The sequence below is a fragment of the Nocardioides sp. genome (assembly GCF_036274455.1).
Classification (GTDB): Bacteria; Actinomycetota; Actinomycetes; order Propionibacteriales; family Nocardioidaceae; genus Nocardioides.
This window is the reverse complement of sequence record NZ_DASUFR010000090.1, coordinates 22,757-38,745: the sequence shown is the minus strand read 5'-3', so window position 1 is coordinate 38,745 and position 15,989 is coordinate 22,757. Positions and strand designations below refer to the sequence as shown.

12 protein-coding genes are annotated in these 15,989 nt (G+C 68.8%); 11 read left to right on the top strand and 1 reads right to left on the bottom strand.

All coding sequences use genetic code 11. The annotated features are described in order from the left end of the window. The first annotated feature begins 136 nt into the window (after positions 1-136). Positions 137-1,648 carry an alpha/beta hydrolase gene (locus tag VFV89_RS09045; protein WP_329705600.1) on the top strand — a complete coding sequence of 504 codons (1,512 nt, stop codon included), beginning with the start codon at positions 137-139 and terminating at the stop codon, positions 1,646-1,648. Between the two features lie 103 nt (positions 1,649-1,751). Here the strand turns inward: VFV89_RS09045 and VFV89_RS09040 are convergent, their stop codons facing one another. Continuing rightward, complete coding sequence (locus VFV89_RS09040; RefSeq protein ID WP_329705599.1) at positions 1,752-2,861, bottom strand: LacI family DNA-binding transcriptional regulator; 1,110 nt, start codon at positions 2,859-2,861, stop codon at positions 1,752-1,754. A gap of 305 nt (positions 2,862-3,166) precedes the next feature. Between VFV89_RS09040 and VFV89_RS09035 the strand changes: the two genes are divergently transcribed. The 10 genes from VFV89_RS09035 (at position 3,167) to VFV89_RS08990 (ending at position 15,777) form a co-directional block, all read left to right on the top strand. Further along, positions 3,167-4,537 (top strand): ABC transporter substrate-binding protein, encoded by a 1,371-nt coding sequence (locus tag VFV89_RS09035; protein WP_329705598.1) that lies wholly within the window; start codon positions 3,167-3,169, stop codon positions 4,535-4,537. A gap of 77 nt (positions 4,538-4,614) precedes the next feature. Further along, a complete protein-coding gene (locus tag VFV89_RS09030; RefSeq protein ID WP_329705597.1) occupies positions 4,615-5,559 on the top strand; it encodes a sugar ABC transporter permease in 945 nt (314 codons plus the stop codon). After that, on the top strand, positions 5,556-6,446 hold the full coding sequence (locus VFV89_RS09025) for a carbohydrate ABC transporter permease (protein WP_329705596.1): 891 nt from the start codon (positions 5,556-5,558) through the stop codon (positions 6,444-6,446). Before VFV89_RS09030 ends, VFV89_RS09025 begins: the two co-directional genes overlap by 4 nt. Before the next feature lie 40 nt (positions 6,447-6,486). Next, positions 6,487-8,025, top strand: a complete 1,539-nt coding sequence (locus VFV89_RS09020; protein WP_329705595.1) for an alpha-N-arabinofuranosidase — start codon at positions 6,487-6,489, stop codon at positions 8,023-8,025. Then, positions 8,022-9,395: a glycoside hydrolase family 5 protein gene (locus VFV89_RS09015; RefSeq protein ID WP_329705594.1), complete on the top strand. Its 1,374-nt coding sequence runs from the start codon at positions 8,022-8,024 to the stop codon at positions 9,393-9,395. Before VFV89_RS09020 ends, VFV89_RS09015 begins: the two co-directional genes overlap by 4 nt. A gap of 8 nt (positions 9,396-9,403) precedes the next feature. After that, complete coding sequence (locus VFV89_RS09010; RefSeq protein WP_329705614.1) at positions 9,404-10,117, top strand: L-ribulose-5-phosphate 4-epimerase; 714 nt, start codon at positions 9,404-9,406, stop codon at positions 10,115-10,117. Next, entirely contained in the window at positions 10,114-11,703 is a 1,590-nt protein-coding gene (locus VFV89_RS09005; RefSeq protein ID WP_329705593.1) for a xylulokinase, read from the top strand. The genes VFV89_RS09010 and VFV89_RS09005 overlap by 4 nt, the downstream gene beginning before the upstream one ends. Positions 11,704-11,713: 10 nt before the next feature. Beyond that, positions 11,714-13,225: an L-arabinose isomerase gene (gene araA / locus VFV89_RS09000; RefSeq protein ID WP_329705592.1), complete on the top strand. Its 1,512-nt coding sequence runs from the start codon at positions 11,714-11,716 to the stop codon at positions 13,223-13,225. A 137-nt stretch (positions 13,226-13,362) separates the two neighbouring features. Next, positions 13,363-14,133: a cyclase family protein gene (locus tag VFV89_RS08995; protein ID WP_329705591.1), complete on the top strand. Its 771-nt coding sequence runs from the start codon at positions 13,363-13,365 to the stop codon at positions 14,131-14,133. A gap of 9 nt (positions 14,134-14,142) precedes the next feature. After that, positions 14,143-15,777, top strand: a complete 1,635-nt coding sequence (locus tag VFV89_RS08990; RefSeq protein WP_329705590.1) for a thiamine pyrophosphate-binding protein — start codon at positions 14,143-14,145, stop codon at positions 15,775-15,777. Positions 15,778-15,989: the final 212 nt, after the last annotated feature.

The following is a 15,989-nucleotide window of genomic DNA, read 5'->3' as shown; positions in this document are numbered from 1 at the left end:
TCGCATCATTCACAAAATCATTTACTACGTCGTAAGAATGTCTTTACGACGTAGTAAATCAGGGTTAGCCTGACGCTCGCGAGCCACCCCCCGGCTCCAGCTCGTTCTCGGAGGAGGAGTGATGAGAGTGTTGGAAGTGAGAAGGCAGCGGGCGGGTCGTCGCCTGCGGCGGTTCCCGGCCCTGGCCGCGGTGCTGGCGCTGACCGCCGCGATGGGCGTCAGCCTGTCGACGGTGTCGGCGCAGGCCGCCGACGTCGACCTGACTCCGGGCCCGACAGTGGTCGCGGACCCGAACTCGCCGACCGGCTACACCGGTCACTTCGTGTACTACAACCCGGACGCCACCAGCGTACGGTTCGTCGCGGACATCCTGCTCCGCAACTGGGCCGACCCGAGTGACCCGACGGTCTACCAGCCGCAGCAGTACAAGCCCGGGCTCATGCGCGGAGGCGGGGCCTACGACGTCGAGATGACCGAGGTCGCCGACGGCTACTGGGTGACCGACGTGCCGCTGGCCGCCGGGGCGAACCAGTACTGGTTCTACGTCAACAACAACACCAACCTGTGGGTGACCGACCCGGCCAACCCGCCCATCTACGCTCCGGACGGGCTCACCGGCACTGCCCGGCGCGCATTCAACAAGGTCAACGTGCCCTACGACGCCGCGAAGCAGGACTACGCCCCGCTCGGTGCCCGGGTCATCGAGAACCCCCGCGCGGACATCCCTCACGGCACCTGGAGCTACGTGCCCTTCCAGGTCGGCACCACCACGCGGACGATGGGCGTCTACCTGCCTCCGGGCTACGACCCCGACCGCGCGAGGCCGTACAAGACGATCTACATGCAGCACGGTGGCGGCCAGGACCAGTCGGACTGGCTGAACATGGGTGACGTCCCGGTCATCATGGACAACCTGATCCAAGACGGCCTCACCGAGCCGGCAGTCGTCATCACGCCCAACAGCAACTACCTGGGCAGCGCGGCGCAGGGGTACCCCAACCTGCGCAACGTCGTGATCCCGTTCGTCGAGAGCAACTACAACGTCTCGACGCGCGCGATCGACCGTGCCTTCGCCGGTCTCTCGTTGGGCTCGTCGATCACGCAGGGCATCATCAACTTCGACGCCACCGAGTTCGGGTACTACGGACCGTGGAGCGGCGGGGCCTCGGTGCGGGCGACGACCCCGAACGTCGACAAGCCCTACATGCTGTTCGGCGGCGGGCGATGGGACTTCGGTCTGCCCAACGCCACCACGGTGAACAACCTCGACCAGACGACGTTCACCGAGAACGTCGTGGTGGCCGGAGCGCACGACTTCAACACCTGGAACCAGATGTTCACGACCTTCGCGCGTGACTACCTCTGGCACCCGGAGGCCTTCATGGCCGACAAGTTCCAGGCTCTGACAAGCTCCGTGGCGGCCACAAGCCTCAACGGCGGTAACAAGAACGCCCTCACCGTGAAGCTCAGCCAGGCGGAGAAGCTGGTCACCAAGGGCGCCAACGACGAGGCTGTTGAGGTCCTCGACGGCTACATCGCCCAGGTGCAGAGCTTCAACGGCTCCGGCAACCTGACCGACGAGCAGGCCGCGGGTCTGCTCGCCAACGCCGAGAGGATCAGGTCGAACCTGGCCTTCTGGCTGCAGTGATCAGCTGTCCCTGAGCACGTGCCGCCGGCGGACGCATCCCCGCCGGCGGCACGTCACTGCGTGGACCGAGTCGGTTCCGGCTGCAATTGCGTGCCGCACGGGCTCAGGAGGACAGCTCGACCTCGGGGGTCACCGAGTTCGCGACCGACGCCGCGGCCGCTGTCGGCACGGGTCCCGCGACCTGTTCGCTGACTGGAGCGTTGCCCGTCGACTCGCGCGCGACGATGGAGAAGGCGGCCTTCACGGTACGCGGCGGCGCCTTCACACCCTTCTCGTTGATGCGCTGCACCAGCAGCTCGACGGCGGTCGCGGCGATCTCCTCGCGCCCGGGGTCGACCGTGGTGAGCGAGGGGACGGCGTACTGGCTCTCGTCGACGTTGTCGAAGCCCACTACGGCTACGTCCTCGGGCACCCGGCGGCCGGTCTCCTGAAGAGCGCGGAGTACGCCGAGGGCCAGTGCGTCGTTGAGCGCGAACACCGCGTCGAACGCGTGACCTTCGGCGACCATCTCGTGGATCGCCGCCGCGCCTCCGGCACGGTTCCAGTGCGAGGTGTGGCGGATGAGACGTTCGTCGACGGGGATCCCGGCCCGCTCCAGCGCCCGGCGGTAGCCGCGCGTCCGCAGGCTCCAGGAGCTGGCGTCGGAGTCGTCGTCGCCCTCGGCGCCGACCAGAGCGATGCGCCGGCGCCCGATGGAGAGCAGGTGCTCCACCGTGGCCACCGCCGAGGAGACGTTGTGCATGGTCACGTGGTCGGTGGGGCCGTTGAAGATGCGCTCGCCCAACAGCACGAGGGGGAAGGGAACCTCCAACAGGGAGGCATCGGCCTGGCCCATGCCGACGGGACTGAAGAGGATCCCGTCGGTGAAGTGCATGCGGGCGCCGGAGATGACCAGCAGCTCGGTGTCGCGATCGCCGTTGGTCTGCTCGACGAGCACGCCGAGCCCCTGCTTCTCGGCCGCCCGGATGACGGAGTCGGCCAGCTCGGCGAAGTAGTTCTCCCGGAGCTCCGGCACGGCCAGCCCGATGATGCCGGTCTTGCCCGAGCGCAGGCCCCGGGCCGTGAGGTTCGGGCGGTAGCCCAGCTCGGCGATCGCCGCGAGCACGCGGTTGCGAGTGGCCGGGCGCACGTGCGGGTAGTCGTTGATCACGTTGGACACGGTCTTGACCGAGACGCCCGCAATCAGTGCGACGTCTTGCATGGTCGCGCTCATGGAGGCTCCGTCCTTTTCCTGTTGTTCGTGTCCGCGACTGTGGATCCTAGCGGCTGCGGCGACGCCCGGAACGCGTCCTGCCCGGGCCGTGAGGGAGCCCTGCGCGAGGTATCGCCCCGAATCTACGACAACAACCCGGAAACTTTTGGATTCCGGTCCTTGACAGTTGCTTCTACAACGTTGAAAGTAGCTCGGAGTTGCAGTCCCGATCGGTCAGGCTCTGGTTGGCCGCACAGGTTGTCCAGGTCAGTCGCAGCGGTCTGCTTGCATCGTTGAAGATCTCCAGCCTCCGAAGGGAAAGTCCAGTGAAGACGAGATCAGTCATTGCTGCTGCTGCCTCGACGTGCGTCGCGCTCGTGGCCACGCTCGCGGGATGCGGAGGCGACGGGAACGACTCCGCCAGCGGCGCCGGGGGCGGTGGCAAGGCCGCCAACTGCACCAACAAGATCCAGAACAAGGACGCCCCGGTCGTCACGATGTGGGCGTGGTACCCGAACATGGAGAAGGTCGTCGACAACTTCAACTCCCAGCACGACGACGTCCAGGTCTGCTGGACCAACGCCGGAGCCGGCGGCGACGAGTACGACAAGTTCCAGACGGCCGTCAGCGCCGGGTCGGGAGCCCCGGACGTCGTGATGCTGGAGGCCGACCGGATCCCGACCTTCCAGGTGCAAGACGCGCTGGTCGACCTGAAGGACCTGGGCTACGAGGACGTCAAGGCCAACTTCAGCGACGGCGCCTGGAAGGACGTCTCGGTGGGCGACGGCGTCTACGGCGCCCCGGTCGACGGGGGGCCGATGGGGATGATCTACCGCAAGGACATCTTCGACAAGTACCAGATCACGCCGCCCACGACGTGGCAGGAGTACGAGCAGGCCGCGCAGAAGGTCAAGGACGCCGGCGGTCCCCTGTTCGGCGACTTCCCCGCCAACCAGCCGGCCTACGTGACTGCTCTGCTGTACCAGAACGGCGCCCAGCCGTTCGACTACTCGGCCTCCGACGGCGGCACGATCGGCATCGACCTCAACAGCGACCAGGTCAAGCAGGTGCTCGACTACTGGCAGGGGCTGACCTCCAAGGGTCTGGTCGGCAAGCAGGACCAGTTCACCCCCGAATACATCTCCGGGGTCATCGGCGGTGACTACGCGACCTACCTCTCGGCCGCCTGGGCTCCCGGCTACCTCCAGGGCGCCGGCGTCGGCGAGGGAGCGGACAAGGGCGTGTGGGCGACAGCTCCGATGCCGCAGTGGGACCCGGGCAACCCCGTCCAGGTCAACTGGGGCGGATCGGCGTTCTCGGTCACCAAGCAGGCCGACGACCCGAAGCTCGCTGCCGAGGTGGCCTTCGGCGTCTACGCCGACGACGCATCCCTCAAGGACGGCTGGCAGAACCAGATCATCTTCCCGCTCAACCTCAAGGTGCTGCAGGACCAGGCGTTCGTCGACTACGAGGTCCCGTTCTTCAGCGGGCAGCAGGCCAACAAGGAGGTCTACGTCCCGGCGGCCAACGGCTACCAGGGCATGACCTACACCCCGATCGGCCAGTACTTCTACACGGCCTTCACCAAGCAGATCGCCGCCATCAACGACGGCAAGGCGAGCGGTGACCAGGCGGCCGACGCGCTGCAGAAGGATGTCGAGGGCTACGCCAAGGAGCAAGGGTTCACCGTCGAGTAGCGAAACGACCCCCACGGCTGGCCGGTCCGGGAGTCACGGATCGGCCAGCCGTCGTCCATGTCAGATGTGGAGACACCATGACCGTCTCGTCCACCCGGCCCCCCGGCACCGCTGAGAAGGTACGTCCCCCGCGTCGGTCCTCCCCGGCCCGTCGCCAGAACATCGCCGGCTGGCTCTTCGTCGCGCCGTTCGGGCTCGTCTTCCTGACCATGCTGATTCTGCCGCTGGGCTATGCGGCGTACCTGAGCCTGTTCCAGAAGGCGCTCATCGGCGGCACCCGGTTCGTCTGGTTCCACAACTACGTCAAGGCATTCCACGACCCGTCGTTCCGCGACGGTGTCTGGTTCGTGATCAGGTTCTCGCTGGTGCTCATCCCCGTCCAGATGGCGATCTCGCTGGCGATGGCATTGATCTTGGACCTCATGGTGAATCGGTTGGCGAAGTTCTCGCGATTGATGATCTTTATGCCCTATGCAATTCCGGCGGTTATCGGCGCCTTGATGTGGGGCTTTCTCTACAGCAAGAACTTCGGCCCTCTCGCGGATATCTTTTCCACATTCGGCGCGCATGCGCCCGACCTGTTGAGCTCGAACCTGATCTTCTGGGGCCTCTTCAACGTCGTCACCTGGCAGTGGGCCGGCTACTACATGATCATCTTGTTCGCCGCGCTTCAGGGCATCGATCCGACGTTGTACGAGGCGGCCCGCATCGACGGGGCGTCGCAGTGGCAGATAGCCCTGCGCATCAAGATCCCGCTGGTCGCCCCCGCGCTGCTGCTGATCCTGGTCTTCGCGCTGATCGGGACGCTGCAGTTCTTCAACGAGCCGAAGATCCTGCAGAGCCTGGCTGCCGGCGCCATTCCGGAGGACTTCACCCCGAACATGTACGCCTACCAGCAGGCGTTCAGCCTGGCGAACTACAACTACGGCTCGGCCATCTCCTTCTCGCTCGGCGCCGTCGTCTTCGTCTGCGTCTACATCTTCTTGTTCGCCACTCGCAAGCGAGGGAGCTTCCTGCGATGAGCGCCGACGACGCCGCGAGGGGGAGCTCGAGGAACCGCCGGCCGCGATACCTGCCGCTGCAGATCCTGCTGGGATTCCTCGTCGTCTACTTCCTGATTCCCTTCTGGTGGCTGATCATCAACAGCTCCAAGAGCTCCGTCGGATTGTTCGGAGGCGGGAACGCGCTCTGGTTCTCCGACGACATCAACTACGTGGAGAACATCCGGCAGCTGTTCACCTACGGGGGCGGGATCTACGGCCGGTGGCTGCTCAACTCCGCCCTCTACGCCTTCGTGGGTGGCGTGGGCGCGACCGTCCTGGCCGTGCTGGCCGGCTACGGGTTCGCCAAGTACCGGTTTGCGGGTCGCCGGCTCGCGTTCGCGATCCTGCTCGGCGCCGTCATGGTGCCGACCACCGCTCTGGTGATCCCGACCTTCGTCCTGTTCGCCAAGATCGGCCTGACCAACACCATCTGGGCGGTCATCCTGCCGACCTTGCTCAACCCGTTCGGCGTCTACCTGATGCACGTCTACGCCCGCGACGCGGTGCCTGATGAGCTCTTGGACGCCGCGCGGGTGGACGGCGCCGGGGAGCTGAGGACGTTCCTGCGGATCGCCCTTCCACTCATGCGCCCGGCGATCGTCACGGTGCTGCTGTTGTCGGTCGTGGCGTCGTGGAACAACTACTTCCTGCCGCTGGCGATGCTCTCGGACAACCGGCTCTTCCCCGTGACCGTCGGCATCGGCCTGTGGCAGTCGACGGCCTCGACCTACGGCGCCGCGGGTGGACAGAGCCTCTGGAGCATCATCATCCTGGGCTCCCTCGTCTCGGTCGTGCCGTTGATCATCGCGTTCCTCACGCTTCAGCGATACTGGCAGGGCGGCCTGTCCATCGGAAGCCTGAAGTAGAGCGCTCGTCCGCCCCTTCACCACTACCGACCGAGGACCCATGATCCGCGCTCATCTGACCATCGACCCGCACTTCGTCGTGGGGGACATCCACCCTCGCCTCTTCGGCTCCTTCGTCGAGCACCTGGGGCGAGGGGTCTACGGCGGCCTCTACGAGCCTTCCCATCCCACCGCGGACGAGGACGGCTACCGCAAGGATGTGGTGGCGCTCGTCCGCGAGCTGGGGGTCACCGCCATTCGGTATCCCGGCGGCAACTTCGTCTCCGGCTACCGCTGGGAGGACGGCGTCGGGCCGCGCGAGCAGCGCCCGCGCCGGCTCGACCTCGCCTGGCACTCCACCGAGACCAACGAGGTCGGCCTCAACGAGTTCGCCACCTGGCTGAAGAAGGTGGGCTGCGAGATGGTGTACGCCGTCAACCTGGGCACGCGCGGCGTGCAGGAGGCCCTCGACGTCCTGGAGTACGCCAACATCCGCTCGGGGACCGCCCTGTCGGACCTGCGGATCGAGCACGGCGACAGCGAGCCGCACGCCATCCGCATGTGGTGCCTGGGCAACGAGATGGACGGGCCCTGGCAGCTGGGGCACGGCACCGCGGAGAGCTACGCCCAGCTGGCCTCGAAGACCGCCCGGGCGATGCGGCAGGTGGACCCCGACCTCGAGCTGGTCGTGTGCGGCAGCTCTGGAGCCGGGATGCCCACGTTCGGCGAGTGGGAGCGCGTCGTGCTGGAGGAGACCTACGACGACGTCGACTTCATCTCCTGCCACGCCTACTACGAGCCGCTCGACGGCGACTTCGGCAGCTTCCTCGCCTCCGCCGTGGACATGGACCGCTTCATCGAGTCGGTCGTCGCGACGGCCGACCACGTGAAGGCGCTCAAGCGCAGTGAGAAGACCATGTACATCGCCTTCGACGAGTGGAACGTGTGGTACCAGTCCCGCTACGACGAGGTGGACAAGATCACCGATGTCGAGTCGTGGCCGGTGGCCCCGCGCATCCTCGAGGACGCCTACACCGTCATGGACGCCGTGGTCTTCGGCAGCCTGCTCATCTCGCTGCTGCGTCACACCGATCGCGTGAAGTCGGCGAGCCTGGCCCAGCTGGTGAACGTCATCGCTCCGATCATGACCGAGCCCGGGGGCGACGCCTGGCGCCAGACGACCTTCTTCCCCTTCGCCCAGGTCTCCTCGCTCGCCCGGGGGACCACGCTGGAGCTCAAGCTCGACTGCCCGACCTACCGCACGGAGCGCTACGGCGACGTGCCGGTGGTCGACGCCGTTGCGACCCACGACGCGCAGGCAGGCTCCACGGCGGTCTTCCTGGTGAACCGCAGCCTGACCGACGAGGTCAGCGTGGACGTCGACGTCTCACACCTCGGGGGGGTGCGGATCGCGCAGGCGCGCAGCCTCCACGACGAGGACATCCATGCTGCCAACGTGCGCGATGACCAGGAGAGGGTCACGGTCGTGGACAACGCGAGCGCCCATCTCGACGGCTCGGTGGTCCGACTGACCCTGCCGCCGGTGTCGTGGACAGCGGTGACTCTCGAGGCCACTGCGACCCGTGTGGCCCCGCAATGACGCTGGTGCGGGTCGAGGGGTCCCGGCTGGTCGCCGACGGCGCGCCGGTGGTCCTGCGCGGGTTCGGGCTGGGCGGCTGGATGAACATGGAGAACTTCATCACCGGCTACGCCGGTTCGGAGTCGCAGATGCGTCGCGCGCTGACGCGGGTGCTCGGGACGGCCGGCGCCACGGCGTACTTCGACCGCTTCCTGGAGGTGTTCTTCACCGATGCGGACGCCGCCCTTCTGCGCTCGCTCGGGGTGAACTCCCTGCGCATCCCCTTCAACTACCGGCACTTCGAGGACGACGCCCGACCCTTCGAGATCAACGACCGGGGCTTCGTCCTGCTCGACGCGGTGGTCGACGCGTGCGCCCGGCACGGCATCTACACGATCCTCGACCTCCACGCCCTGCCGGGTGCCCAGAACCAGCACTGGCACTCCGACAACCCGACGCAGTGGGCGCACTTCTGGGAGCAGCGCCAGTTCCAGGACCGGGTGGTCGCCCTGTGGGAGCGGATCGCCGACCACTACCGCGCCCATGAGTGGGTCGCCGGCTACAACCCCGTCAACGAGCCGGGCGACGTGCACGGCGAGACCCTCGGGCCTTTCTACCGGCGTCTGGAGGCCGCCATCCGGGCGGTCGACCCGGACCATGTCCTGTTCCTGGACGGCAACCGGTACTCGACGCAGTTCGACCAGCTCGGCGACCCGCTGCCCAACTGCGTGTACACCGCGCACGACTATGCACTCCCCGGGTTCGTCGACGGTGGTCCCTACCCCGGGGAGACCCGAGGTGAGTACGTCGACCGGGACCGCCTCGAGGAGACGTTCCTGTCCCGCACGGCCTACATGCGCGAGACCGGCACGCCGATCTGGGTGGGGGAGTTCGGCCCGGTCTACACCGGCGACCCGGACCGGGACGAGCAGAGGTACCGGCTGCTCCAGGACCAGCTCGACATCTACGCCCGTCACGGGGCCAGCTGGTCGCTGTGGACCTACAAGGACATCGGGCTGCAAGGACTGGTGCACGCCGATCCGGACTCGGCGTACATGCGGCGGATCGCGGGAGTGCTCGAGAAGAAGGCGCGTCTGGGGGTCGACGCCTGGGGGTCGACGGACGCGGGCGTGCGCGAGGTCCTGGAGCCGGTCGAGCAGCTCTTCGCCCGGGAGTTCCCGGGCTTCCAGCCGTACCCCTGGGGAGTGCGCCGGTGGATCCACGGCCACGTCCGGCACGTGATGCTCGCCGAGGCGATGGTCGACGAGTACGCCGCCGCCTTCGCCGGACTCACGCCGGAGGAGGCCGCCGGTCTCGCCGATGCCTTCGCCCTCCCGAACGCCCGCACCCGCTCGCGGCTGGCCGACATCATCGGAGGGACCGCGCCGTGACCGACGACATGACCGGCGGGACGACCGGGCCGGATCCGGGTGTGGACGACGCGGTTGCCGTCGTGCGTGCCGACGTCGCCGCGCTGCACGCGGAGCTGGTCCGCTACGGGCTCGTGGTGTGGACCGGCGGCAACGTCTCGGGCAGGGTCCCGGGCGCCGACCTGTTCGTGATCAAGCCCTCGGGGGTCTCCTACGACGACCTGGCGCCGGAGAACATGGTCGTGTGCGACCTGGACGGGCGCGTCGTGGACGGGACGGCCGGCAGCGAGCGCACCCCGTCCAGCGACACCGCCGCCCACGCCTACGTCTACCGGCATCTCTCGGACGTGGGCGGCATCGTGCACACCCACTCGACCTACGCCGTGGCCTGGGCGGCGCGCGGCGAGGAGATCCCGTGCGTCATCACCGCGATGGCCGACGAGTTCGGCGGGCCGATCCCGGTCGGCCCCTTCGCGGTCATCGGCGACGACTCGATCGGACGGGGGATCGTGGAGACCCTGCGCGAGCACCGGTCGCGCGCCGTGATCATGCGCAACCACGGTCCCTTCACGATCGGGAGCACGCCGCTCGAGGCGGTGAAGGCGGCGGTGATGCTCGAGGACGTCGCTCGCACCGTGCACCTGGCGCGGCAGCTCGGAGAGCTGGTGCCGATCCCGCAGGAGGCCGTCGACCGGCTCTTCGACCGGTACCAGAACGTCTACGGCCAGAGGGCGTCGTCGTGACCCTCGGGAGCGTCGTCGAAGGGGTCCGGGCCGGCGACGTCGTCCTCGGGATCGAGCTGGGGTCCACCCGCATCAAGGCCTGCCTCGTCGCCGCCGACGACGTGACCACAGTGTTGGCCACCGGCGGCCACTCCTGGGAGAACGAGCTTCTCGAGGGGCGGTGGACCTATTCACTGACCTCGGTGTGGTCCGGCCTCCAGGACGCGTACGCCGACCTGGCCGCCGACCTGGACCGCCGCCACGGAGTGCCCCTCGAGGGAGTCCGCGCGATCGGCGTCTCAGCGATGATGCACGGCTACCTCGCGTTCGACCGGTCCGGTGAGCTGCTCGTGCCGTTCCGCACGTGGCGCAACACCAGCACCGGTCCCGCGGCTGCCGCCCTGACCGAGCTCTTCGGCGTGAACATCCCGCTGCGCTGGTCGGTCGCGCACCTCTACCAGGCCGTGCTCGACGACGAGCCGCACGTGCCCGACGTTCGCTCCATCACCACGCTCGCCGGCTACGTGCACGGCGCGCTGACCGGACGTCGGGTGCTCGGCGTGGGTGACGCGAGCGGCATGTTCCCCATCGACGCCGCGACGCATGAGTACGACGCGGAGCTGGCCGCCCGCTTCGACAGGCTGACCGCGGACGCGCTGCCGCCGGTGCGAGAGCTGCTGCCGGAGGTCCTTCTCGCCGGCGAGCACGCCGGAACCCTGACCGCCGAGGGGGCTGCTCTCCTCGACCCGTCCGGCGTGCTGCGGCCTGGTGCGCTGCTGTGTCCGCCGGAGGGCGATGCCGGCACCGGCATGGTGGCGACCAACGCCGTCGCGCCCCGCACGGGCAACGTCAGCGTCGGCACGAGCGTCTTCGCGATGATCGTGCTGGACCGAGAGCTGGAGAACGTTCACGAGGAGCTCGACCTCGTGACCACCCCGGCCGGGGACCCTGTCGCGATGGTGCACTGCAACAACGGGGCCGCCGACCTGGAGGCCTGGGTGGGGCAGTTCGCGCGCTTCGCGCAGGCCGCGGGGAATCCGATGGACGTCGACGCCGTCTTCGAGACGCTGCTGCTGGAGGCCCTGGACGGCGAACCCGACGCGGGCGGCGTGCTCGCCTACAACCACCTGGCCGGCGAACCGGTTGCGGGGCTCGCGGCGGGCCGGCCGCTGGTCGTCCGGGGCCCGGGAAGCCGCTTCACGTTGGCCAACCTCATGCGCGCGCACGTCTATGGGGTCTTCGCCACCCTTGCGATCGGTATGCGCGCCCTCGGGGACGAGAAGGTCGCGATCGACCGTCTGGTCGCGCACGGCGGGGTGTTTCGCACCGCCCACGTCGCGCAGCGCCTGCTGGCCGCCGCCCTCGACGTACCCGTCGCGGTCGGCGACCATGCCTCCGAGGGCGGTGCCTGGGGCGTCGCCGTCCTGGCGTCGTACGCCGCCGACGGGCACGGCCCCCTGCACGAGCATCTGGGCCGCCAGGTCTTCGCGCGGTCGGCCTTCACGCCGCTCGATCCCTCGCCCCCCGACGTCGCCGGCTTCGCCACCTATCTCGACACCTACCGCGCCGGGCTCGCCGTCGAGGCCGCGGCGGTCGACCACCTGTGAAGGACGCGCCATGACCCGCACGCCGCTGACCAGCCCCTTCGACCGCAGCGAGATCTGGTTCGTCACCGGCAGCCAGACGCTCTACGGCGAGGACACCCTGCGCCAGGTCGCGGACCAGTCGCAAGCCGTAGCGGCGGGTCTGGGCGGCCTCCCGCTGAAGGTCGTGTGGAAGCCGGTGCTGAAGGACTCCGACAGCATCCGGCGGCTGGCTCTCGACGCGAACGCGCGCGACGACGTCGTCGGCGTCATCGCCTGGATGCACACCTTCAGCCCGGCGAAGATGTGGATCGCTGGGCTCGAGGCCCTGCGGAAGCCGCTGCTGCACCTGCACACGCAGGCCAACGTCGAGCTGCCGTGGGCCGAGATCGACTTCGACTTCATGAACCTCAACCAAGCGGCGCACGGTGACCGAGAGTTCGGCTACATCGAGACCCGCCTCGGGGTGGCCCGCAAGACCGTCGTCGGCCACGTGTCGAACCCGTCGGTCGTGCGGCAGGTCGAGGACTGGCAGCGCGCGTGCGCGGGCTGGGCGGCCGCGCGATCGCTGAGGCTCGCCAGGTTCGGCGACAACATGCGCCACGTCGCCGTCACCGAGGGCGACAAGACCGAGGCCCAGCTCCGGTTCGGCGTCGAGGTCAACACCTGGGGGGTCAACGACCTCGCCGCGGCCGTGGACGCCGCCTCCTCCGAGGAGGTCGACTCGCTGGTCGAGGAGTACGTCGACCAATACGACGTGAGCGAGGAGCTGCGACCCGACGGGGCGCGGCACCAGTCGCTGCGGGACGGCGCCGCTATCGAGGTCGGCCTCCGCACGTTCCTCGAGGAGGGAGGGTTCGGCGCGTTCACCACGACGTTCGAGGACCTCGGGTCGCTGCGGCAGCTGCCCGGTCTGGCGGTCCAGCGGCTGATGGCCGAGGGCTACGGCTTCGGTGCGGAGGGTGACTGGAAGACAGCGGTGTTGGTGCGCGTCGCCAACGTCATGGGCACGGGTCTTCCCGGTGGAGCCAGCCTCATGGAGGACTACACCTACGACCTCGTCCCGGGCGAGGAGAAGATCCTCGGTGCGCACATGCTGGAGGTCGCCCCGTCGCTGACCACGGCCAGGCCGCGGCTCGAGGTCCACCCGTTGGGCATCGGCGGGAGGGACGACCCGGTCAGGCTCGTCTTCACCGCCGACGCCGGACCCGCGTTGGTGGTGGCCATGAGCGACATGCGCGACCGGTTCCGCCTCGTGGCCAACGTGGTCGAGGTGGTCGAGGCTCCGGAGCTGCCGCGGCTCCCCGTCGGGCGCGCGGTCTGGAAGCCCGAGCCCGACTTCACGACCAGCGCCGCGTGCTGGCTCACCGCCGGCGCCGCGCACCACACCGTGATGACGACCGCCGTCGGGGCCGAGGTGTTCCGCGACTTCGCCGAGATCGCGCGGACCGAGCTCCTGGTGATCGACGAGGCCACGACCCTGCGCGACTTCCAGCGCGAGTTGAGGTGGAACCAGGCCTACTACCGCCTGGCCCAGGGCTTCTGAACTCCTGCTCGCGCGGGACTATCGTGCTTCATCGATGGTCGTCATCATCGGTACCCAGCAAAGGAGAGCCTGATGAGCGCGGTGGACCCGGACAAGGACGGCGGGCTCGACGAGTCCGTGCTGAGCGGCCGCGCCGTATGACCGTGCTGTCCGACCTCGTCGATGCCCTCGCGGACGGAAGAGTCGAAGTGGTCGACCTCACGGCACCTCTCTCCGCGGAGACACCGATCCTCGAGCTGCCGCCGGAGTTCGGGCAGACCGCACGCTTCCAACTGGAGGAGATCAGCCGGTACGACGACCGCGGACCGGCGTGGTACTGGAACAACTTCCGCACCGGCGAACACACCGGCACCCATTTCGACGCCCCGAACCACTGGGTGACCGGCAAGGACATGGCCGACGTCGGGTCGGTGCCGCCGGCAGCCTTCCTGGCTCCAGCAGTCGTGCTCGACGTCGCAGACCGGGTGTCCGATGACCCCAACTTCCTGATCGAGGTCGAGCACATCCGGGCCTTCGAGGCCGAACACGGTGCCCTGCCGGCGGGCGGTTGGCTGCTGTGCCGCACCGGCTGGTCGGCCCGGGTCACCCAGGCGGACATGATCAACAACACCGAGACCGGCCCCACCAGCCCTGGGATGTCGGCGGAGTGCGCGCGTTGGGTGGCCGAGGAGTCGGCCCTGCAGGGCATCGGAGTCGAGACCGTCGGCACTGACGCCGGTGCCGCGCACTCCTTCGACCCGGCGTTCCCCTGCCACTCCTTCCTGATGGGCAACGGCAAGTACGGTCTGGCGCAGCTGCAGAACCTCGACCGGCTGCCGCCGACGGGCGCGGTGGTGGTGGCCCCACCCCTGCGGATCGTCGGTGGATCCGGCTCGCCGGTGCGCGTGCTGGCCCTCGTGGAGCATTGACCGACGGCCATGAAGGTCTCGCAGGCCGTGGGCGGCGCCCTGGTCGCAGCGGGGGTGGACCACGTCTTCGGCGTCGTCGGCTCCGGCAACTTCCTCGTGACCGGCGCGATGGTCGACGCCGGGGCTCGCTTCGTCGCCAGTCGTCATGAGGGCGGTGCAGCCACGATGGCGGACGCCTATGCCCGGACGGCGGACACGGCCGCAGCCCTGACCGTGCACCAGGGCTGCGGCCTGACGAACGCGATGACCGGGATCGCAGAAGCCGCCAAGTCCCGCACGCCGCTGCTGGTGCTGGCCGCGGAGGTGTCCCAGCCGCGGTCGAACTTCTACGTCGACCAGGAGGCACTGCCACGCTCGGTCGGCGCCGTCCCGATGCGGATCACGTCCGCGGCCACGGCCGCCCAGGAGGCGGTCGACGCGGTGGCCGCCGCGCTGCACGGGCGGCGCACCGTCGTACTCAACCTGCCTCTGGAGGTCCAGGCGGAGGAAGCCGTGGCCGTGGCACCACCCCGCCTGCCGGACGCCCCCGCGCCGATCGAGCCGTCCGCGAAGGACGTGGCCCGACTCGTCGAGGCACTGCGTGGGGCCCGGCGGCCCGTGTTCGTGGCCGGTCGCGGTGCGCGGTCGGATGCCGCTCGCGACGCACTCGGCGCGCTTGCACAGGCGCACGGCGCACTGCTGGCAACCTCGGCGGTGGCCAAGGGCCTGTTCCATGGCGAGGAGTGGTCGCTCGACGTGTCCGGCGGCTTCGCCTCACCGCTGGCCGCAGAACTGATCCGCGGTGCCGACCTGATCGTCGGTTGGGGATGCGCGCTCAACATGTGGACCATGCGCCATGGCGCGCTCATCTCGCCCGGTGCGACAGTCGTCCAGGTCGACGACACGAAGGAGGCACTAGGGGCTCACCGGGAGCTCTCGTTCGGCGTCGTCGGGGACACGGCCGCCACGGCACGGGCCGTGCATCAGGCATCGGACGTCGAGCGGGAGGGCTACCGCACCGAGGACGTGCGCGCCCGGATCTCGGAGTCGCTGCAGTGGCGGCAGGTGCCCTTCGAGGACCTGTCCGGTGAGGGGCGCATCGATCCCCGCGCCGTGACCATCGCGCTGGACGACCTGCTCCCCGCCGACCGGGTCGTCGCCGTCGATTCGGGCAACTTCATGGGCTACCCGAGCATGTTCCTCGCGGTGCCGGACGAGCGCGGCTTCTGCTTCACCCAGGCCTTCCAGTCCATCGGCCTCGGACTGGCCACCGCGATCGGTGCGGCTCTGGCCCAACCGGACCGGTTCCCGGTAGCGGCGCTGGGGGATGGCGGCGCGTTGATGGGCGCCGCGGAGCTCGACACCGTACGGCGGCTGGGTCTCCCCATGGTGGTGGTGGTCTACAACGACGCCGCGTACGGCGCCGAGGTCCATCACTTCTCCCCGGACGGGCACGACCTCGCCACGGTGACCTTCCCGGACACCGATATCGCCGCCGTCGCCCGGGGCTACGGCTTCACCGGGGTGACGGTCCGCCAGCGGCACGACCTCGCCCAGGTACGCGACTGGCTCGACGGGCCACGCGACACTCCACTGCTCATCGACATCAAGGTAGTGGCCGACCAGCCCTCGTGGTGGCTCGAGGAGGCGTTCCGGGGGCACTAGATGACCGATTCCAAGGGCTCGCACGCTACGCGAGGCTCAGCATCCACACTGGCGGCGTTGCGGACGCTCGAGCGGATCGTCCGTGGCGTTTCTCCCGCGAAGTCCGAGACCGACGGCGGAACGGATCAGGGGAGGGGAGGTCGTTGACGCGGTGCCGCTCGTGGAGCACAGTGGCGGGTGACCGCCAGTCGGACAGTTGTCCGATAGCGTGC